General features: G+C 60.1%; 14 protein-coding genes. 10 read left to right on the forward strand and 4 right to left on the reverse strand.

Annotated features, from left to right (window positions below):
* Positions 1 to 45: 45 nt before the first annotated feature.
* On the forward strand, positions 46 to 2,304 hold the full coding sequence (locus ACZ5C7_RS02190; protein WP_464374758.1) for an RICIN domain-containing protein: 2,259 nt from the start codon (positions 46 to 48) through the stop codon (positions 2,302 to 2,304).
* 113 nt (positions 2,305 to 2,417) lie between these two features.
* Here the strand turns inward: ACZ5C7_RS02190 and ACZ5C7_RS02195 are convergent, their stop codons facing one another.
* Positions 2,418 to 3,461 (reverse strand): mannonate dehydratase, encoded by a 1,044-nt coding sequence (locus tag ACZ5C7_RS02195; protein ID WP_464374759.1) that lies wholly within the window; start codon positions 3,459 to 3,461, stop codon positions 2,418 to 2,420.
* A 316-nt stretch (positions 3,462 to 3,777) separates the two neighbouring features.
* On the opposite strand from ACZ5C7_RS02195, the gene dgoD reads away from it, so the two are divergent.
* The 4 genes from dgoD to ACZ5C7_RS02215 all read left to right on the forward strand — a co-directional run bounded on the left by dgoD (position 3,778) and on the right by ACZ5C7_RS02215 (position 7,489).
* The gene (gene dgoD / locus ACZ5C7_RS02200) at positions 3,778 to 4,929 is read left to right on the forward strand and encodes a galactonate dehydratase (RefSeq protein WP_464374760.1); all 1,152 of its coding nucleotides are present in this window, start codon (positions 3,778 to 3,780) and stop codon (positions 4,927 to 4,929) included.
* A 162-nt stretch (positions 4,930 to 5,091) separates the two neighbouring features.
* A complete protein-coding gene (locus ACZ5C7_RS02205; RefSeq protein ID WP_464374761.1) occupies positions 5,092 to 5,463 on the forward strand; it encodes a hypothetical protein in 372 nt (123 codons plus the stop codon).
* 127 nt (positions 5,464 to 5,590) lie between these two features.
* Positions 5,591 to 6,055, forward strand: coding sequence for a universal stress protein (locus tag ACZ5C7_RS02210; protein WP_464374762.1), 465 nt, complete (start codon positions 5,591 to 5,593; stop codon positions 6,053 to 6,055).
* Positions 6,056 to 6,673: 618 nt separating this feature from the next.
* Entirely contained in the window at positions 6,674 to 7,489 is an 816-nt protein-coding gene (locus tag ACZ5C7_RS02215; protein ID WP_464374763.1) for a BtpA/SgcQ family protein, read from the forward strand.
* A 38-nt stretch (positions 7,490 to 7,527) separates the two neighbouring features.
* Here the strand turns inward: ACZ5C7_RS02215 and ACZ5C7_RS02220 are convergent, their stop codons facing one another.
* A complete protein-coding gene (locus tag ACZ5C7_RS02220; protein ID WP_464374764.1) occupies positions 7,528 to 8,058 on the reverse strand; it encodes a methyltransferase domain-containing protein in 531 nt (176 codons plus the stop codon).
* Between the two features lie 440 nt (positions 8,059 to 8,498).
* Between ACZ5C7_RS02220 and ACZ5C7_RS02225 the strand changes: the two genes are divergently transcribed.
* Positions 8,499 to 9,971: a family 4 glycosyl hydrolase gene (locus ACZ5C7_RS02225; RefSeq protein WP_464374765.1), complete on the forward strand. Its 1,473-nt coding sequence runs from the start codon at positions 8,499 to 8,501 to the stop codon at positions 9,969 to 9,971.
* Positions 9,972 to 10,305: 334 nt separating this feature from the next.
* On the opposite strand, the gene ACZ5C7_RS02230 is transcribed toward ACZ5C7_RS02225, so the two are convergent.
* Positions 10,306 to 12,363 (reverse strand): ABC transporter permease subunit, encoded by a 2,058-nt coding sequence (locus ACZ5C7_RS02230; RefSeq protein WP_464374766.1) that lies wholly within the window; start codon positions 12,361 to 12,363, stop codon positions 10,306 to 10,308.
* Between the two features lie 940 nt (positions 12,364 to 13,303).
* Between ACZ5C7_RS02230 and ACZ5C7_RS02235 the strand changes: the two genes are divergently transcribed.
* From ACZ5C7_RS02235 to ACZ5C7_RS02245, 3 genes are all read left to right on the forward strand, one after another.
* Positions 13,304 to 15,547: a glycoside hydrolase family 3 N-terminal domain-containing protein gene (locus ACZ5C7_RS02235; RefSeq protein WP_464374785.1), complete on the forward strand. Its 2,244-nt coding sequence runs from the start codon at positions 13,304 to 13,306 to the stop codon at positions 15,545 to 15,547.
* A gap of 362 nt (positions 15,548 to 15,909) precedes the next feature.
* Positions 15,910 to 17,100, forward strand: a complete 1,191-nt coding sequence (locus ACZ5C7_RS02240; RefSeq protein ID WP_464374767.1) for a glycoside hydrolase family 11 protein — start codon at positions 15,910 to 15,912, stop codon at positions 17,098 to 17,100.
* A gap of 100 nt (positions 17,101 to 17,200) precedes the next feature.
* The gene (locus ACZ5C7_RS02245; protein WP_464374768.1) at positions 17,201 to 19,480 is read left to right on the forward strand and encodes an endo-1,4-beta-xylanase; all 2,280 of its coding nucleotides are present in this window, start codon (positions 17,201 to 17,203) and stop codon (positions 19,478 to 19,480) included.
* 128 nt (positions 19,481 to 19,608) lie between these two features.
* On the opposite strand, the gene ACZ5C7_RS02250 is transcribed toward ACZ5C7_RS02245, so the two are convergent.
* Complete coding sequence (locus ACZ5C7_RS02250; RefSeq protein WP_464374769.1) at positions 19,609 to 19,851, reverse strand: hypothetical protein; 243 nt, start codon at positions 19,849 to 19,851, stop codon at positions 19,609 to 19,611.
* A gap of 101 nt (positions 19,852 to 19,952) precedes the next feature.
* Between ACZ5C7_RS02250 and ACZ5C7_RS02255 the strand changes: the two genes are divergently transcribed.
* On the forward strand, positions 19,953 to 20,786 hold an 834-nt coding region (locus tag ACZ5C7_RS02255), incomplete at its 3' end, for an endo-1,4-beta-xylanase (RefSeq protein WP_464374770.1).

Raw genomic sequence — 20,786 nt, forward strand, 5'->3', positions numbered from 1 at the left:
ACTCGAGTAATAATCCGTCTGTCGCAAATCGCGATACAACCAAACATGGCAGAAGATAGCAATAACCAAGTCACGAAGGGGTCCGAACGGACACAAGAGCAAAGCGCTCAACGAACACCTGAAAACGCGAATACAGACGCCAGCGAAACCGACGCGACGTCGCTGTCGATGGGGCGGCGGGGAGCGCTAGCCGTACTCGGAGCGACGGGCCTCGGTGCCGCGCTCTCGGGGACGGCAACCGCTCGCCGAACGCCAACGGGCGATCCGGAAACCGGGAACCAACCGTGGTACAACTGGGACGGAGACGTCGACGCGGCTGAAAACGGGCTGTACAACCTCGAGAGGCTCCAGACGGACCACCACCACACGCCGGCTCGAGAACCCCACGTCATCGTCTGGGAGGACGACGACGGGTGCTACCAGGCGGATACGGACGAGGAAACGGTCTACAGCGGCGAAGACTACCTCGAAGCGATCCAGACCGCCGTCGACAGCCTGAGCGAGGATCGGACGACGAAAGAGCGAGTACTCGTCACTGCGTCCGGGACGATCGGACCCGCCGAGGAACTCACGCAGATCGTGCTACCGAGTTATACGATCCTCGACGTCGCGGGAACGGTCTCGGTCGAGGACGACGGCGAGCAGCCGATGGTGATTCCGATTCGAGCCTTCGACGAGGAGGAGATCGAGATTCCGCGACTCACCGTAACGGGAAATCCCCGGTTCGCACTGTGGCTTCAGGACAGCGACTCCATCAAACTCGGTGACATCGACATCCGGTTCGACGACACCGACGGGTTCGCCAACTACTGGGATATCGATGAACCCGAGTGGCCGCCGACGTCGTTCGACCCGGACGCCAGCCGAGAGGAAATTCTGGACGATCCCGGGTGGGTCGGCGAATTCTTCGAGGCCGTCAGGATCGACGCCCGCGCTCGAGAGGAGCCCGCATCGGACGTGTTTATCAGTTCGGTCTACGTCGAGGGGGGTCGCCACCACGCCGTCGAAACGTACGCCGCCGAACGCATCGTCGTCGATCAGGTGATCGGCGTCGACATGGGCGGCTCCGCCGTCATCCTGAACGAAACCGAGAACGCGGTAGTCAACAACGTCGTCGGCGAGAATCCAGAGTCGCCAACCTGGTACGCGACGTTCCGCTGTGCCAACGGCTGTGAAAACGTCTCCGTCGGACAGGTCGTCAGTCGTGACGCCCCGCGGGGAATTCACCTCACGACCGAATCGAACGAGATCACGGTCGGCGAGGTCAATATCATCGGCGCACGATTCAACGGCATCGTCGTCGACGACGTCGAAAACATCACGATTCAGGGCGGCCTCGTCAAGAACGTCGTCAACGAAGCCGTCACCTCGACGGCGGACGGATTCTCCGTTTCGAATCTCCACGTCGTCGACGACCTCTCCGAGGAGGAACGCGACGAAATAACGCTTCCCGACGGCGACGGTGCACCGACCGACCCGACCCAAACGCACGGGATCCGGTTTTTCGGCCAGAACGGCCGAATCGTCAACAATGACGTTCGCAACGCGGGAACGGTAGCTGACATCGAGGTCGAGGCCCTGAACACGATCGTCAGGGACAACCTCGGCGACGGATTGACGTCCGGAACGACCACGCTCGAGCCCGGCGGCGAGGAAGCCACACGCGTTACCGACATCTACGGTCGGCCCGACGCCGCGTTCGGCCTGCGCGCCGAGCTCGAGTCCGCTCCGTCCGAGCCGGTCGCCTGGACGCACTACTTCGAGTGGGCCGGTGACGGGTGGGACCTCGTCTTCGACTGGCGAACCGATCCCGGCGAGTCGGTCGACGTGTCCTACATCGTCGACAAGACGCAAGCGAGCGACGAAGACCCCGAACTGGATACAGTCGAACCCGGCACGTATCGAATCGACGCGGGGCATACCGGCACGCCGCTGACGGTTGTGGACGGCAACCTCGAGATGAACGAGTGGGAAGACGGGGACGCCCAGCGTTGGCTCGTCGAGGAAGACGGCGACAACTACCGTATCGAGCTCGAGGCGACCGGCGAGGTCCTCGAAGTTGTGGACGGCGAAATCGAAGACGGTGCTAACGTCCAGGTTGGCGAGGACAGTGGCGAGAGTCACCAGCGCTGGGATCTCGAGCCCATCTTCACGCCCAGCGGCGAGTTCCGCTACTCCGTACACCCCGCCGGTGCCGACGAGGGACTAGATGTCGAGGGGGGCAACGAGGAACCCGGAACGAACGTGCACCTGTGGGGCCACAGCGGTGTTGCACACCAGCGGTTCGAGTTCGACGAGCTGTAAAGCTCGAGGGGTTCTACGGTCCCGTTCAACCGCGTCACGGCGGTCGACCGCCATCCTCAGCGGGGTTTCTCCGAGGCGTACTGACATCAGACGACAGGGACTCGAGCGCTCGACTACGAGGGGCCGGATTGGACGGAATCGATAACGCCGCGGAGATATCCGACGGTGTAGCCACGAGCGCGGTGACGCCAGTCGGTATCGCCCGCCATTTCGGGGACGTGGTCGGGAATAACGACGCCGCCGTATCCGATCTCGTCCAGCGTTTTGACGACCGCGACGGGATCGAAATTCCCGTCGTCGACGAACGTCTCGTGAAATTGCGGCACGCTTCCGACGACGTCGCGAAAGTGAATAAAGCCGATCTGGTCGCGCTCTCCGAAGCGGCGTACAACGTCTGTGACGTCTTCGCCCATCTGCGAGAAACAGCCGAGACAGAGTTTGAGGCTATGGGCATCGCTCGGGACAGCACTCATCGCGCGTTCGAAGTTTTCGACGTTTCGGCAGAGACGCGGGATACCACACATCGACTCGATAGTCGGCGGGTCGACCGGGTGAAGCGCCAACTCGACGCCAGCGGATTCGGCGACCGGCAGTACCGTCTCGAGAAACGACTCGTAACTATCCCAGAACTCGTCTTCGGTGTACGCCCGATCGAGCCCCGGCGCGAGTTCGTCCGGTGTCTCGAGGGCGTCGTACTCGAACGCCGTGCCGCGTGCGCCACCGCGGAGTTCGGTCGTCCCCGTTCGCATCGGAACGACGCCGCGCGGATTCCACTGGTAGCCAAGAATCGGGATATCCGCCTCACCGAGGTTCCGAACGAGCGTCGTAATCTGTTCGAGCGCCTCGGTTTTCCCATCCCGGTCGAACATAATGTCGCCGTACAACGAGTAGGGTAACGACTGGATCCCGATCAGGGTGAGATCCGCGTCCTCGACGCGGTTTTTCGCCTCCTCAAGTTCGTTGGCCGATGGAATCGCGTTTCGCCCGACCTCGAGGGTCGCGCCCGCGTCGCGGTCGTTGAATTCGTCCGGTTCCTCTTCGACATCGGCGTGATCGATAAAGACGTCCGTCGCGCCCAGCTGTCGGATGTACTGCAGTCGCTGTTCCGACAGTGAGCGCGTCCGAACGCCGACTCGGATGGTCGTCTCTGTGGTCATTGGTTTGGTGATCGTATCGGTTTCGTCGCAAGCATCTCATATAATACCTGCCATCATCTTGCCGACAAGAAAGGAGTGCGGTCACCGAGTACCAGAGACGACGGTTCGTACGGACTGCTGTCAGTTATTTCTGGGGCGTCCGCGACCCGCCCTGCGGTTGCGGCGGCGGTAGCTTTTTTCTACGACGACCCACGGAGGGTTCGGCAAGCGGGAACGTGTTCTCGTCAGTTGTGTCGCGAAGAGAATACGAATGTTTGCGCTGGATTCAAAAAGGTAATTACAGCGGAGTAAGGATTTGATCAGGAGGGATACTTCCATGCAGATAACAGAGTACGAATTGTTCGAAGTTCCGCCACGGTGGCTGTTTCTCAAGATCACGACGAGCGACGGCACCGTCGGGTGGGGAGAACCGGTCGTCGAGGGCCGAGCGAAGACCGTCCGCAGTGCCGTCGAGGAACTGATGGATAACTACCTGCTCGGCGAAGATCCGTCGAGGATCGAGGATCATTGGCAACGGCTGTATCGCGGCGGGTTTTACCGCGGCGGGCCGGTTTTGATGAGCGCGATCGCGGGTATCGATCAGGCGTTGTGGGATATCAAAGGGAAGCGGTTCGGTGCGCCCGTGTTCGAACTGCTGGGCGGTCGCGCTCGTGACAGGATTCGCGTCTACCAGTGGATCGGCGGCGACCGGCCGGAGGAGGTCGGCGAGGCGGCCGCAAAGAAGGTGGACGCGGGCTTCACTGCGTTGAAGATGAACGCGACGTCCGAACTCCGACGGATCGACTCGCCCGAAACCGTCGGGGCGGCCAGTGACCGACTCGCCGAGGTGCGAGATGCAGTCGGGGACGACGTGGATATCGGCGTCGATTTCCACGGACGAGTCAGCAAACCGATGGCGAAGCGACTCGCAAAGGCTCTCGAGCCGTACGAACCCATGTTCATCGAGGAGCCGGTACTACCCGAGCACAACGACGCGCTTCCGGAAATCGCCCAGCACACGACGATTCCGATCGCGACGGGGGAACGGATGTTCTCTCGCTGGGACTTCAAACCGCTCCTCGAGAGCGGGGCTGTCGATCTCATTCAACCCGATCTCTCGCACGCGGGAGGAATCACCGAAGTGAAGAAAATCGCGAGCATGGCGGAGGCCTACGACGTGGGGATCGCACCGCACTGTCCCCTCGGCCCGATCGCGCTCGCATCGTGCATTCAAGTCGACGCCTGTACGCCGAACACGCTTATTCAAGAACAGAGTCTCGACATCCATTACAACAAGACCAGCGATGTGCTCGATTATCTCGCGGAACCGGACGTCTTCGAGTACGAAGACGGGTACGTAACCCTCCCCGAGGGCCCCGGACTCGGCATCGACGTGGACGAAGCGTCAGTGCGCGAGCGGTCACAACAGGACGTCGATTGGCACAACCCGGTCTGGAAGCACGAGGATGGGAGCGTCGCGGAGTGGTAGCCACCACGGCTCATACGCTCGGCTGTAACTAGGTGAAGATTCTCGTACCCCCGGGACGGCGAGAATCTCGAACGACTTCCAGCCGAGCGTATCAGAGCCAACAGGAATCCCAACGCGGGCAGGATAACTATATCCGATAGCCGCTCATCTGTACGCGATACAATGGCCGACGAACAGCGATACGGTGCACGGGTCGTGGACGGCACGCTCTCTCTCGACGGCGAAAACGAAGGCGATTCGCTCGAGATTGGTCCGATCGACGACGTGATCGACTTGATCGGGGGCGAAACCTACACGCTCGAGTACACCGCTCGACAGGGGGCAGTTTCCTGGCTCGAGACCGACGACGACGAGACGCTGACTCTCGACGTGAGAGCGGAATTGACGGACTGGGCGTACACGCCCGAGTTCGTCGCCACGCTCGAAAATTGCTCACTCGAGAAGACGGGCGAACACGGCTACCCGGTTCGAACCGAGGTGTTCGCCGACCTCGTCACCGAAATCTGGGATTCCAAAGGCAACCTCGAGCCGTAAGTCGTCGACAGCGGTCACAAATCGTATCGAGTTCCGAAGCCGGTTCGTGGACCCGAAAGCGGAAGGGTCGGGCATCGACTCCGAAATAGTAGCTACACTTATTAATCGGGCACCCATGACGTTCGATATGGATCGTGGATTAGTCGTTATCAACGATACGCAAGCGCACAAACGTCTGCTTCGAGAAGCCGGACAGTTCACCGCAGGTACCGACGCGGAACTCGTCTTGTTTTCCTGGATGACTCCCGAACAGTACGAAGAGGGGGTCAACGCACTCGAAACGATCGGGGATATCGAACACACAACCTACGACGAATCTACCGCCCTCGATATGACGACCCGATTCGCTCAAGAACTCGCCGACGAGGCGTTTACCGAGTTCGACGGCGACATCGACTACGAGATTGAAGGAGTCGTGACTGACGATGACGATATCTCCGATGCGGTCCTCGACGCGGCCGAGCGCCTCGAGTGCGATCACGTCTTCGTCGTCGGTCGGAGCCGTTCCCCCACCGGGAAAGCGATTTTCGGCGATATCGCCCAGCGGATCATCCTCAACTTCGACGGGCTCGTCACGACCGCGACGACGTGATCGATCGGCGAAACGGGATTCAGTCGGGCGAACTGGCGGTCGTGTCTCCCTGCCCCGAGTCACACAAGTTCGCCGGCTTCAGGTTCGACGCAACGAACCGCTGACACTCTCCTTTCGTTCCCGAGACCCGAACCACGTCCGGTCCTCCCGTACGTTTCGAAACGGCAGTCGATGTAATTCCGTTATCGGCGTACCAACCTAGTTGCGATTAGAGCGAATCACTCAGAAGATGCGATAGTTCCGTCGATCAGTTCGACCGTCGTATCAGGTTCGCGTTACGGATCAACGAGCCAATTGCCACGAGTTGCTCTCGAGGCTTTCGGCACGCTTCTATCGGACAGTTCTCGAGTCGAATGAGGGAGCACCGGAACGAATTCAGTTCCACCGTCGATAGACACGTCCCTCCTCACGACAACTCGAAATCGAACTCGTGAGTTTCAGGCCCCGCCGACCGATATGTTCGAACAAACCCATCCGAACGACTTCGGATCGAAAGCTGAGTCGAAACGTGCAGATAGTTTTACTGTGATCCGCATTTTGTCGAAGTTGTTCCACTAAAACGGCGACGGCTTTGCCGCCGATACCGCATCTTTTGGTACCGGAACGACGATATCGACCATGGAACTTCTCGAGCAATTTGCTGCCGACCGACCGATCGTCGGTATGGTCCACCTTCCGGCACTGCCCGGATCACCCGGATTCGACGGCGACCGTACAGCAATCCGTTCTCGAGCGCTCGACGACGCGACCGCCCTCGAGGCGGGCGGCGTCGACGGGATCGTCCTCGAAAACTTCGGCGACGCGCCGTTCTATCCGGAAGACGTCCCGACGCACGTGGTCGCAGCGATGACTTCACACGCCAAAGCCCTAACGGATGCCGTCGACGTTCCCGTCGGCGTCAACGTGCTCAGAAACGATGCCGAAGCCGCGATTTCGATCGCCGCCGCGACGGACGCGTCGTTCGTCCGCGTCAACGTCCACGTCGGAGCGGCCGCGACCGATCAGGGAATCCTCGAGGGAAGGGCTCACGAAACGGTTCGACTACGAGAACGGATCGACGCCGACGTGGCAATTCTCGCGGACGTCCACGTCAAACACGCGACGCCCGTCGGGGAGTCGTCGATCGAACAGGTCGCACTCGAGACGACCGAACGCGGGTTAGCGGACGGTGTCATCGTCTCCGGGGTCGGGACGGGCGCCGAAACGCAACTCATGGACGTCGAGCGCGTGTCAGAGAAGCTCGGCGAACTCGACGATCCAGTGCCGGTCTTCGTCGGGAGTGGCGTGACAGCCGAGACGATCGGCGACTGTTTCGAGGCGGGCTCGAACGGCGTCATCGTCGGAACCGCACTCAAAAAGGGAAAAGAGACGACGAACAGGGTCTCCAGAGAGCGAGTCGAATCGATCGTCGAGGCCGGGCGAGAGCACCAGTAGAGTAGTTCAAACACGGGCCGCTCAACGGGATTCGAACGTTATCGCGGCGGGAGATCCCAGCGTTCGATCGCATCGCGCCAGATGTCTGCTCCGTCGGGGTCGCACGCTTCCTGCCATTCCGCCGGAGACAGTATCGTCGCGTCGATCATCCCCTCCTGAGCTTGAACCGGCGGATCGAGCCGAATTTTGTGAAGTAAGACGCCGACCTCCGGAGCGGTGCGGATACGTCGGAGCGCCTCACCGGCCTCCTCAACGGACAAAAACGATAGCATACACTCAGTCAGGAAGAGATCGATTCCGTCGATTTCGAACGTTTCGGACAGCGTTTCGACGAGCGTCTCATCGCGCAGATCAGCCTCGAGTAAAAACTCGCGTGTTGGCGCTTCGACCGTTTCCAGCATCGATCCGGACGTATCGAAGCCGTACGCGGTCACGCCGCGGGCTCGTACGTTCTCAACGGTCTCCCCCTTTCCACAGCCAGCGATGACGACGACCGGATCCTCGTCACCAGCTGTCACGTGTTCGGCGAACGCGGCGAGTTCGCCGGTTTCATCGTATCGCTCGGTCATACGGTATCACGGGCTCACACGTCGAAAAATGTCTCGGTTAGTGCCCGTGACCAAAGCTGCCACAACGCGATGCACCAGGTGCACGAACTGCACGAGATGCTCGGCGTCACGATCCAGATCCCCAGCGTTGCGATTCGGTTGGTCGATACATAACCGAATCGAAACCGGGCCGGTCGCGTCCACTATCTTTCGTTCCCGGTCGCATAGCGGCCGACGTAGACGCCCGTAAAGCCACCGGCAACTTCTGTCGCGAAACCGTCGTTATCCTCGTGCGATACGGCATAATAACTGTTGTTGAACAGTACCGACTTCGATCGAACAGTGCGTGGTTCGAACGAGAACAATGACTCACGGACGACCTGAGATAACTCCGCGAGAGCGTAAGAAGATTTTACTCGCACCCCGATATTTATGGTAGTGGGTCACGCGTTCTTCGTACGATGGTGCGACAAGTGCAACCAGCAATTACGACGAACACGGCGATCGATCCCGACGATATTACGATTGCATACCTCGGCGGTGGCAGCCGCCAGTGGGCTCCGAACCTGATTCGAGACCTCGCACAGTCGGACCTCGACGGCCAGGTTCGCCTCTACGACGAACACTACGAGAGCGCGCAGCGAAACGCCGAGTTCGGCAACTGGGTCCACACAGGGGCTGACGTCGAACCGACAGCGGACTGGTCATACGAGGCGACCGACTCGCTCGAGGTGGCCCTCGAGGGAGCGGACGTTGTCATCCTCTCGACGCAGTACGATCCGGCGGAGACGTTCGTCCACGACCTGGACATTCCGAAGGAGTACGGTATCTACGGGGCGGTCGCCGCGACGATCGGTCCCGGCGGCATCTTCCGAGCGATGCGGACCGCCCCCCTCTATCGGAAATTCGCTGCCGCGATTCGCGAACACTGTCCCGACGCGTGGGTGTTCAACTACACGAACCCGGTCCACTTCGTGACGCGGGCGCTGTACGACGAGTACCCCGATATCAATGCGCTCGGGCTCTGTCACGAGGTCCTTGGCACTCGTCACAGACTCGCTCGCTACGCGCGAGAGGAGCTCGATATGGACGCCGAGCGCTCGGACATCTCGGTCAACGTCAAGGGAATCAACCACTTCACGTGGGTCGACGAAGCTCGCTGTAAGGGCGTCGACCTCTGGCCCGTCCTCGAGGACCGCCTCGAGAGCGAGGAGGGCCACCAGGAGTTCACGAGGGAGGGTCTCGAAAACGAGAGCGTTTTCGTTGACAACTGGCAGGTGACTTGGGAGCTGTTCCGCCGGTTCGACGTGTTGCCCGCGGCGGGCGACCGCCACCTCGTCGAGTACGCCACCTGGTTCATCCAGAACGGCCAGGAGGGGCTCAACCGCTGGGGCGTCAAGCGAACCGGCAGCGACTACCGCTCGAAGCACTGGACGCCCGCCGAATCCGACCAGACGACCGACGTCGAAGCCTGGCTCGAGGGCGAGCGGGAATTCGAACTGACCGAATCAAACGAGGTTTTCGTCGACATCCTCCGCGCGCTCGTCGGCAAGGACGACTACGTGACGAACATCAACCTCCCGAACGTCGGCCAGGTCTCGGACCTCCAGGACGGTGCCGTCGTCGAGACGAACGCGACGGTTCGTGCGAACGAGGTCAAGCCGATGGCGGCCGGTGGCTTTCCCCGCCCCGTCCGCAGCCTCGTTCGCGGCCACGTCGAGACGATCGAAACGATCATCGAAGCGTCTCGAGATGGCGACGTTGATGCCGCCTTCCAGGGATTCCTCATCGATCAGCAGGTTCGAACCCTTCAGACAGAACAAGCGCGAGAGCTGTTCGCCGAACTGGCCACAGCCCAGGCGGAGTACCTCCGGGACTGGAATCTCTCCGAGTCGACCGTGCTCGCGGAAGCCGAGGCGTACGCGCAAAACTGATCAGCTTCAGAATCCTGGTCGCCCTTTACTTTTCGCCGGGCACTCATCGGTTCGCTCCGTTCTCAGTGGTTCGTGCTACTCGTTTGATTTGTGCGCTATCCGACGGTCGTACGAGCGTTTGTTCTCTCGAGTCGAGCAGTGTGGACTGAGACGGTCGGTTGGAGTTTTTTACCAGTAATAGCCGACCCGGTACAGCGACCACCGGTAAACAGTTATAGTCGACCGTATAACGGAAAAGAGGCCAAAAGGCCGAGAGATGAACTGGAGTCGCGGACTGTGAGCCGTCGCCGTGAGGGTGGAAAACAGAACAGGAAGCGGATTGACGCCGTGATCGTTACGTCGGATCGTTGTCGTCAACGGACTTCGCGTGGCGCGCACGGATGCGCGGGTTACTGATCCGATCGAGTGCCTGTGCGATGAGGATGAGCCCCATCGAGAACAGGATGATGGCTAGGGTCGGTGCCAGTATATAGTGTATCTGTCCGATGGAGTACAGCGCGTTTGCCGACTCCGCCTGCTCGAGAATGATTCCCCAGTTCTCCGTACTGCGCGGCAGGAAGCCCAGATAGTACAAGGCGACGGACGAGAAGATGATGTTTCGCCCGTGGTTGGCGAGGTTGATTAGGACGTAGGGCCAAATGTTCGGAAGGATGTCCTTGAGGATAATAGCGGCGGTGCCAACGCCCATTGCGCGAGACGCTTCGACGTATGCTTGACTGCGGACCTTAAGAACCTCAGAACGGATCGCACGTCCGAGTCCACCCCAGGCAGCGATGGAGAGGACGAGGCCGACGACCGCTGGGTGGCGCGGTTCGACGATTGCGGCGATGACGATGATCAGCGGTAAGCCGGGGATCGAAACGACGATGTCACAGATCGTCATCAGTACTCGATCGAGCGCACCGCCGCGGAAGCCGGCTGCCGTCCCGACGGTAACACCGAGCGTGACCGTAACAACCGCACCGGTTGCGACCATAATGAGAACGGGCGTCGTTCCGTTAACCACCGTTGAGAGGATATCGGTGCCGGTACCGCTCGTTCCGAGGGGGTGCATGAGATTACCATCTAACGGAGAGACCCACGAATCGAACGTTGCGGTTGGACTGTGCGTGTATCGCGGCCCGATCGTTCCGATGATCACGAACGAAAGTGTGAGCGCGATGCCGACGAGGCCGCGCCAGTCGCTCAACACGATCTTTGCCGGCGCGTACACCGACCGGTCGAACTTGCGATAGACGACATCCTTGCGACTCACATCTGCAGCGTCTTCCTCACCGAAAAGGGCGTGTGGAGTCATGCCACCGTCGGCTCGCGTTTCGGTTTTGTTGGTGAGTCGCCGGATGTATCGCTTGAACTGCGTTCGAAACGGGACGCCTGCCGAACTCCCGTACACTTCCATATTGTCCCCGCTGGTCTTTGCACGTGGATCGATACGGCTGTACGTGAGATCGGCAATGAACATCATGAGGACGACGGTGGTACAGATCACCATGAATCCCCCGACCATCAACGGATAGTCGCGGTTCTGGACCCCTTCGAACATATACCATCCCATCCCGCGATAGGCGAAGATTTCCTCGAGCACGATCGAACCGCCGATCATGAACCCGACGAGCAAGAGAAGTCCGGTGTAAAGCGGGAGCAACGCGTTTCGCATGACGTAGCGAAGCGCGATCCGCATCGGGGGTAGCCCGCGCAAACGGGCGACCCGGATGTGATCGGAGCCGAGAACGCTGATCGAGTTCCCTCGCATCTCGAGTGATGCCGCTGCCCCGGTAACGACCATCGAGAGGATCGGTAATGATGCGTGATAGAAGGCCCCGATAATGAACTCGCTATTGAGCCCGATTTCCGCACCGCCGGGGTATCGAGCGCCCGTCGGGAACCAGCCGAGTTGGTAGGAAAAGACGAACAGCAACAGGAGCGCAACGACATAGTACGGCGTCGAACTCTCGATGACGGCGACAGCGGTCATCGCCGTGTCGAACGTCGTGCCCTCGTAGTAGGCCATGATCGCTCCGATACAAATACTCGTAACGAACGTGATGGCCATCGCAACGGACATATAGAAAATCGTCCACGGGACTGCCTCGGCGAGGATCTGATTCACTGAGGCGCTTTCTGCGACCGAGTATCCCAGATCACCCTGCATGAGCGAGGACATGTAATCGACGTACTGTACATAAATCGGGTCTTGCGGGTTGATACTGAGGTATAACTCGACGAGTTGTCGTGCCTGCTCCGGGTTGTCCGGATTTTCTGCCATCATCTGCGTGTACAGCGCCTGCACCGGGTCCGATGGCATGAATCGAACCAACACGAACGTCACGTGGAACACGACGACGATCGTTAAGATACCCTGTCCTATTCGCTTGAGGAGCCAATTACTCATGATCTATTGGTAATGATTGTCTGCTTGCCAACCCTAATAAAATTACTGTTTCCCTCGTAGCGGACGCCGGTATAGTGAGGGGCTCCAGAGTGACATTCGAAGCGGTAGCGAGGTTATGAACGATAGTGTATCGGACCCACGATAGACGAGTACGTACCGAAAACGGTCGATGCAAGAACCGATACAGTTCCCAATGAGCTAATTTATACGATGATTCGAGAGGGCCGGATACTCGGCACGAACTTCGTTCCAGTTGATGTCGTCCGTTACTATTGCGCTTCCTGTGTGTCTTTCTCATCCGTGAGTGATGGCATCAATAAACAGTATCGTTCTTTGTATCGGAATAGCTTTCTCTCCACGAGAATTCCCCGGCGAAATTCCCCATACTACTCCCCGCAAATCGAGGAGTGATAGGGAAACGACGAAGCCATCCCTAGGTATTGGATCTTTTTTCATTAAGGAATCGTATGTGGATGTCCGCAATATATTACAACCATACATGTGTAATTATTACTCTGCACGTTCTGTCGCGTCTCTGTGTTCTATCCACGAGTGTTCTTCTACAGGATATTAAGTTCTTTATGGCAAAACAGACTCGATCTTATACTGTTCACACCCGATTTACGGAAGTATCCGGCTACGGCAGATACCGTACTCCGATGTGAGAAACAGTTCCAGGGTCGGTCGCCGCGCTCGCCACCTCCTCGATATCGATTTCCCGGTCCCCGGCGACCCCGACCGCCGATTCCAACCACGGTTCGCCGTTACTTGTCCGCCAGTTCGTCTTGTCTGCCGTCGAAGTGCCCGCCGAGATTCCATTGTCAGAAGAACTAATATAATTGATTACTACATGTGGGGTGTGACAGACGCACAGCGTACCCCGACGTACCAGAAGGAAACGGCAGCCGTATCGAGCCGTGTCGAGGACCTCCTCGAGCGGATGACACTCGAGGAAAAGGCCGCACAGCTAGGTTCGGTAAACGCCGAACGAATTCTCACCGAGGACAGAAATCTTGACCGGGAGGCAGTCGAGGAGTGGCTTAGCGACGGTATCGGCCATCTCACACGAATCGGTGGTGAGGGGGGCTTGCCGCCCGCCGAGGCCGCACGCGTGACGAACAAATTGCAGGAGTACCTCGAAAATGAAACCCGACTTGGCGTGCCAGCAATTCCCCACGAGGAGTGTCTGAGCGGCTACATGGGTCCAGAGGCGACGACCTTCCCGCAGATGATCGGGATGGCGAGCAGTTGGAATCCCGGTCTGCTTCGGACGGTCACCCAAACGATCCGCGGCGAACTCGAGGCTATCGGGACGGTTCACGCCCTTTCGCCGGTACTCGACGTGGCACGGGACCCTCGATGGGGTCGCGTTGAAGAGACGTTCGGTGAGGATCCGTATATGGTCGCCGAAATGGCACGCGCGTACGTAGACGGGTTGCAGGGAAGCGGTCGTAGGGGCGGGATCTCGGCGACGCTAAAGCACTTCGTCGGCCACGGAGCGACCGACGGCGGGAAGAACCGTTCTTCGCTCAACGTTGGCCGCCGGGAACTCCGCGAGACGCACCTATTCCCTTACGAAGCCGTCATCAGCGAAGCCGACGCCGAGTCAGTGATGAACGCCTACCACGACATTGACGGCGTTCCGTGTGCTACCTCCGAGTGGCTGCTGACGGACGTGCTCCGCGGGGAGTACGGCTTCGACGGTACCGTCGTCTCTGACTACTACAGCGTTCGCCACTTAGAGACCGAACACGGCACGATCAACACGAAACAGGAGGGAGCCGTCGCCTCGCTCGAAGCCGGTCTCGACGTGGAACTGCCCTACACGGAGTACTACGGCGAACACCTCGTCAACGCCGTTGCGGATGGAGATCTCGCCGAGGAGACGCTCAACGAGGCGGTCCGTCGCGTTCTCCGAGAGAAGTTCCGAAAGGGCATCTTCGACGAGTCGCCGGTCGACTCCGAGGCGGCCGCGGACGCGTTCCACACCGACGAGGCACGCGAGGTTACCCGCGAGGCAGCCCGGCAGTCAATGACCCTGCTCAAGAACGACGACGATCTGTTGCCGCTCGATGTCGATGACGTCGCGGTCATCGGTCCGAAAGCCGACGATCCGAAGGAACTGATGGGCGACTACGCCTACGCGGCTCACTACCCCGAAGAGGAGTACGAAACCGATGCGATCACGCCGCTCGCCGTGCTCGAGGACCGCGACGCCGTCGACGTGACCTACGAGCAGGGCTGTACGATCTCCGGACCCTCGACGGGCGGCTTCGACGCGGCAACTGATGCCGCCGCCGATGCAGATGTCGCGCTGGCGTTCGTCGGCGCGCGATCGGCCGTCGACTTTTCGGATGTCGACGCCGAGAAAGAGGAGAAACCGACCGTCCCGACCAGCGGCGAGGGCTGTGACATGACCCACCTCGGGCTCCCCGGAGTTCAGGAGGAACTCGTCGCGGAACTGCTCGAGACGGGTACGCCCGTCGTCGTCGTCCTCGTCAGCGGCAAGCCCCATGCGATCGAAGAGTTAGCCGAGGACGCCCCGGCGATCCTCTACGCCTGGCTGCCGGGCGACGAGGGCGGCCCCGCCATCGTCGAGACGTTGTTCGGCGAGAACAACCCCGCCGGGAAGCTGCCGGTGTCGCTCCCCGAATCCGTCGGCCAGCTGCCGGTCTACTACAACCGGAAGGCGAACACGGCGAACAAGGACCACGTCTACACCGACAGCGATCCGGTGTACCCGTTCGGTCACGGCCTGAGCTACACCGAGTTCGAGTACGACGACTTCTCGCTGTCGGCCAACAGCGTCGCACCCCTCGAGACGGTCGCTGCGAGCGTGACGGTCACGAACACGGGCGACCGTCCCGGTGACGAAGTCGTTCAGCTGTATGCGCGCGCCGGAAACCCGAGTCAAGCCCGCCCGGTACAGGAACTGCAGGGCTTCGAGCGCGTCTCGCTCGAGCCGGGTGAATCTAAGCGGATCACCTTCGAGCTGTCGGCGACTCGGCTCGCGTTCCACGACCTCGATATGAACCTCACCGTCGAGGAAGGCCCCTACGAGGTCCGCATCGGCAGTTCCGCAACGGAGATCGAGGGAGTTGCCGACCTCGAGGTCACGGACACGAAGACGGTTCCGAAGACGGCACGGACTTACTACACGGACACGGTTGTCGACGCAGAATAACCCAGATACCCGCGGTTTTGTTTTTCCGGCGACTGGAATTCTCGAGCGTTGTTGTGGCGATTCATACGGGCCACTGTCTATCTGTGCCGACACAGCTGTAAGTTGTGCTGCGGTTGTGCTGACGCGATACAACAGTTCTTCCCTCTCGTACGTCCGTTTGACGTCGTCTGTTATTTTGCAGACGATACTAGTGCCATTTGTCTCTGAACATGTATTATAATTATAATAAATTTTATTCAAAAACATATTAATAATTGCCGTTGGATATCACATCAGGGTGGTTACCCATGACATGTGGTTGGGAATACCCCCTGAAAGTGCTGAATCGATAACCGAGACGACGTAACCGGTACTAGAGTACAATGACAAACAACGAGACACACAACACGAACGCATCGACAGATGAACTAATCGACCGGCGTGACTACATGAAAGCGGCGGGAGCAGCCGCAGTGACTGGCCTCGGTATCGGAGCCGTGGCAACGCCAGTTGCAGCCCAGGAAACGCTCACCGAGAACCAACAGACCAGCTACGACGGCTCGTTCGTGTCGTTCTGGACCGACACCGAGGACGTGGTTTCGATGACGCTCGAGGACGGCGGCAGTTACAGCGTCGACTGGGAAAACACCGGTAACTTCGTCGTCGGGATGGGCTGGGATCCCGGCGCGAGCCGGACAATCGAGTACGATGCCACGCACAATCCGTCGGAAAACTCCTATCTGTGTCTCTACGGGTGGACGACGGATCCGCTCGTCGAGTACTACATCATCGAGAACTACGGGACCTACCGACCCGGCGACGAGGAACACGGAACCCACCAGAGTGACGGCGGCACGTACGACATCGCCACGTCCGAACGCATCGAAGAGCCGTCCATCATAGGGACGGCGACGTTCACCCAGTACTGGAGCATCCGCCAGAGCTCCCGGACCAGCGGCACCATCTCTATCGGCAATCACTTCGACGCCTGGGAGAACCACGGCCTCGAGTTGGGCGACCACGACTACCAGATCATGGCTGTCGAGGCCTGGGACTATCAGGGTTCCAACAACGCCTCCGTCTCGTTCAGTGAAGCCAACGGCGGTGGCGGTGATCCAGGTGGTGACCCTGGTGACGGCAACGGCGGCTCCCTCGCTGACGGCACTTACGGCATCCAGAACGTCAACAGCGGCAAGGGCCTCGACGTCTCGGACGAGTCGACAGACGACGGCGCAAACATCCAGCAGTACGAGTACTGGGGCGGCGACCACCAACAGTGGAACGTCGAGGACACGGGCGGCGGTGCGTATCGCATCGAGAACGTCAACAGCGCCAACGTCCTCGACGTCAGTGGCGAATCGGACGGCGCAACCGTCCAACAGTATTCGGACCACGGTGGCGACAACCAGCGCTTCTACCTGTACGACCAGGGTAGCGGCCAGTACCACATCCAGCCGGTTCACACCGAGAAGGCCCTCGAGGTCGAAGGCTCCTCGACCAGTGACGGCGCAAACGTTCAGCAGTACGAGTGGAACGGTGGCGATAACCAGCTCTGGACGTTTGACGGCGTTTGATCAGTGCTCGAGCGGATAGCGATCGCTTCGACGCCGCTTATTTTAATGAACAATAATTGGGAAGCTTTTTATTCACCTTTGTGAATAGCTATCGGTGGACATGACAGATTCAAACGATCGTGAGAAGCGAGCGCAGTCATCGTCAGACGAAGCGATTCGCCGTCGTCCGTTCTTGGAGACAGTTGGTGCGTTCGGATTGGCGGCCGGGGTGGCCGGTCGCGTCGGGGCGGACGAGGACGACTGGCCGTCGCCGGACGATTCCTATTACGCGGAGTTAGTCGATGAACTCTCCCAACTCGACATCGCGCCCGGCCAGTTCGTGTACGCGGAGAACGAGGCCGACATGTTCACGGACTACGAACTCGCGGGGGACAACGAGGACCTCGCGGAGCGCGACCCGCTCGACGTCAGCGACGAGGACGTTCCGTTCACCGAAGCAACCCGAATCGAGGTGGGAGAACTCGAGGACGGATCGCTCGATCCGTGGGCCGTCAACTTCCAGGCGACCGTCGAGGACCGGGCCGTCTCGGCTGGCGATACGCTACTCGGTGTCGCCTATCTACGGAACCCGGGAACCGGTGGTTCGACCGCTGACGTAACCTACAAGACGACGGACGAGGCCAACGAAGCGGATAACTGGGTCCTGAACGGCGGTATCGCTGCTGGTCAGGAGTGGGAGCGGTATTTTTTCCCCATCGATTTCCAGGCCCCGGGTGAGGCCGGCGGGTGGTGGACGGAGTTCTGGGTCGGAATCGAGGGACAGACCGTCGATATCGGCGGCCTAGCCCTGCTAGACTTCGCTCAGGGCGTCGACGCTAACGAACTTCCGTCTTGGGACGACGAGATGGCTCTCGAGGACGGCTGGGAAGAGGAGGCAGACTCGCGTATTCAAGCGCACCGAACCGCCGATCTCACGGTGACGGTTGCCGACGCCGACGGTAACGACGTTGACGCCGACGTCGCTCTCGAGATGCGAGCACACGACTTCACGTTTGGCACTGCGGTCGACGCCAACCGACTGCAGGAGGACGATGCGGACGCCGAGCAGTACCGCGAGCACGTTCCGGAACTGTTCAACGCGACCGTCCTCGAGAATTACCACAAGTGGCGTTTCTTCGAGGAGGAGCAAGAAATTGCCGACGACGCGACCGACTGGGTCCTCGAACAGGGGCTGGACATTCGCGGCCACGCCTGCCTCTGGGCGAACCGTGGTGCCAACGCAATCCCGGTGGATGTCGAGGACGCGATGGACGAGGACGACGCCGAAACCCTCGAGGAGCGCTCGCTCGAGCACGTTGAGACGATCATCGACCACTACGGTGACGAGATGCTTCACTGGGACGTGGTCAACGAGGCGATCCACGAACCCGAGATGGCCCAGTTGATCGACGGCGAGGACATCGACCCCGTCGAAGCACCGATGCTTGAGTCGTGGTACGAGACGGCAACCGAGGCCGTCCCCGAAGGTGTCGCACTCGACGTCAACGACTACAACACGCTCGCCGGCCCGTACGAGGGGACCCGCGACGACTACGAGCGCCAGATCGAGTTCCTCGCGGACGCCGAGGGCGTCGATTTGGGCGGTATCGGCATGCAGAGTCACTTCAGCCGCGGCGAGCAGCTGACGCCGAGCGAAATCGTGGACGCGCTCGATCGCTACGCCGAGGCCGGGGCCGGGGCGGCCCTCCGAATCACCGAGTTCGACATGGCCGATCCGAACTGGCTCGAGGAGGACAAAGCCGATTTCTTCCACTGGTTCCTGAAGACGGTCTTCAGCCACTCCGAGGTCGAAGACTTCGTGATGTGGGGGTTCTGGGACGCCGAACACTGGCAGGACGACGCGCCGCTGTTCGATGCGGACTGGAACGAAAAGCCGACCCACGACGTCTACACGGAACTGGTCTTCGAGGAGTGGTGGACCGACGAGTCGGGCGCGACCGACGACGGCACGTTCTCCGCCACGGCGTTCCTCGGCGAGCACGAACTGACGGTTACGGTCGACGACGGTAAACTCGAGACGACGCTGACGGTCGACGACCCTGACGAGGCGTCAGTCTGCGTCACGCTCGTCGACATCGATGTCTGCGGGTCGGGACAGGGCAATGGCCGGATTCCCGTCCATCTCCACGGCGGCGACGCGTTCGATCCTGCCAACGTCGAGTACGATACCGTCCGCTTCGGCGATCCCGACCGCGTCGCCGACGGAGACGGACACGATGTCGTGCATCTGCCCGGTGGCAACGGTCAAGCACGGGGCAACCGATCCCAGATGATCCACTTCGACGGCAGCGAGAGTGATATCGAGGACGTCGCGATGCTGTACGGCCGAACTGACGACGGCAATATTATCGTCGGCTTCGATCGCCACGTCGCCGCGTAGCCGGCCGCCGATTGGGAGGACGGGGCCGACGACCGAATCGAGGGGCACCGAACAGGCAGTCTCGAGGGGCGATTCGCCACTACGAGGGACGATTACCGCTCTGTTTCCAGAGCGAGTCGTTCCAACGCTCATCGACGCCGTTCGCGTTCTTTGAAGGGACCCTGGTCCTGGGATCCCAGTTCCGCCTGCTCGAGGTCGCGCAGTCGACGCTTGTACTCCCAGTAGCCAACTCCGCTGAACAGTAAGGCGATCACAATGCCGGTGACCAGTTCCCCGCGGGTTGTAAAGTACAGCAATCCGAGGATGCCGATGATCACGGAGATAATCATCGCCCCGCGGGCGAATTTTCGCTGCGTCGCAGTCGTGCTCATGCTATCCCATTTGAAAACCACCTATACAACACTTGCGCTCGAGAGACTGCATCCTGCCGCGATCCCTATCCTTTATGTAATTCACACCCTCTGTTCACTCGATGTCCGATGAGCCAACACTTCGTGAGATTGCTGACGAACAGGGAGTTACCATCGGCGGCGCGGTCGACCCCGAGTTACTGCGGGCCGACCCGAGCTATTGGAAAACGGCCTCGAGCGAATTCAATGCGGTAACGCCCGAAAACGCACTGAAGATGGGGCCGCTGCGACCGTCTCGACACACGTACGATTTCGAAGATGCCGACGCGATCGTCAACTTCGGCGTCGAAAACGACATGTTCGTTCGCGGACACACTCTCGTCTGGCACAACCAGAAACCCGACTGGTTCCAGGCGTGGGACTACGCGGACGACCAACTTCGGACGTTCCTACGGGATCACATCCACACTGTCGCCGGCCGTTACCGCTCGAAAATCGACGCCTGGGACGTCGTTAACGAGGCGGTCGCCGATGACGGCTCGATGCGCCGAACGGTGTGGTCCGACGCGTTGGGCGAGGAGTACTTCGCCGATGCGTTCCGATGGGCCGACGAAGTCACCGATGCCGACCTCTATTACAACGATTACGGCGCCGACGAAATCAACGAGAAATCCGACGCGATCTACGACTTCCTCGAGGGGTTGCTCGAGGACGATGTCCCGATCGACGGCGTTGGCCTCCAGATGCACGCGCTGGGCGACCATCCGGACCCGGATTCGATCGCAGAGAATATCGGACGGTTCCAGGAACTCGGTCTCGAGGTGCACCTCACCGAAATGGATGTTGCCTTTCACACCGACGACGTACCCGAAAATCCACTCGAGACGCAGGCGACGTTCTATCGAGACACTATCGTGGCCTGTCTTGACGCTGGCTGTGACACGGTCGTCACTTGG

Source organism: Halostagnicola alkaliphila, from assembly GCF_055379965.1.

Coding starts and splice junctions, on each gene's coding strand:
- ACZ5C7_RS02190 (WP_464374758.1), top strand. CDS start 46: ATGGCAGAAGATAGCAATAACCAAGTCACGAAGGGGTCCGAACGGACA.
- ACZ5C7_RS02195 (WP_464374759.1), bottom strand. CDS start 3,461: ATGACCACAGAGACGACCATCCGAGTCGGCGTTCGGACGCGCTCACTG.
- dgoD (WP_464374760.1), top strand. CDS start 3,778: ATGCAGATAACAGAGTACGAATTGTTCGAAGTTCCGCCACGGTGGCTG.
- ACZ5C7_RS02205 (WP_464374761.1), top strand. CDS start 5,092: ATGGCCGACGAACAGCGATACGGTGCACGGGTCGTGGACGGCACGCTC.
- ACZ5C7_RS02210 (WP_464374762.1), top strand. CDS start 5,591: ATGGATCGTGGATTAGTCGTTATCAACGATACGCAAGCGCACAAACGT.
- ACZ5C7_RS02215 (WP_464374763.1), top strand. CDS start 6,674: ATGGAACTTCTCGAGCAATTTGCTGCCGACCGACCGATCGTCGGTATG.
- ACZ5C7_RS02220 (WP_464374764.1), bottom strand. CDS start 8,058: ATGACCGAGCGATACGATGAAACCGGCGAACTCGCCGCGTTCGCCGAA.
- ACZ5C7_RS02225 (WP_464374765.1), top strand. CDS start 8,499: ATGGTGCGACAAGTGCAACCAGCAATTACGACGAACACGGCGATCGAT.
- ACZ5C7_RS02230 (WP_464374766.1), bottom strand. CDS start 12,363: ATGAGTAATTGGCTCCTCAAGCGAATAGGACAGGGTATCTTAACGATC.
- ACZ5C7_RS02235 (WP_464374785.1), top strand. CDS start 13,304: ATGACACTCGAGGAAAAGGCCGCACAGCTAGGTTCGGTAAACGCCGAA.
- ACZ5C7_RS02240 (WP_464374767.1), top strand. CDS start 15,910: ATGACAAACAACGAGACACACAACACGAACGCATCGACAGATGAACTA.
- ACZ5C7_RS02245 (WP_464374768.1), top strand. CDS start 17,201: ATGACAGATTCAAACGATCGTGAGAAGCGAGCGCAGTCATCGTCAGAC.
- ACZ5C7_RS02250 (WP_464374769.1), bottom strand. CDS start 19,851: ATGAGCACGACTGCGACGCAGCGAAAATTCGCCCGCGGGGCGATGATT.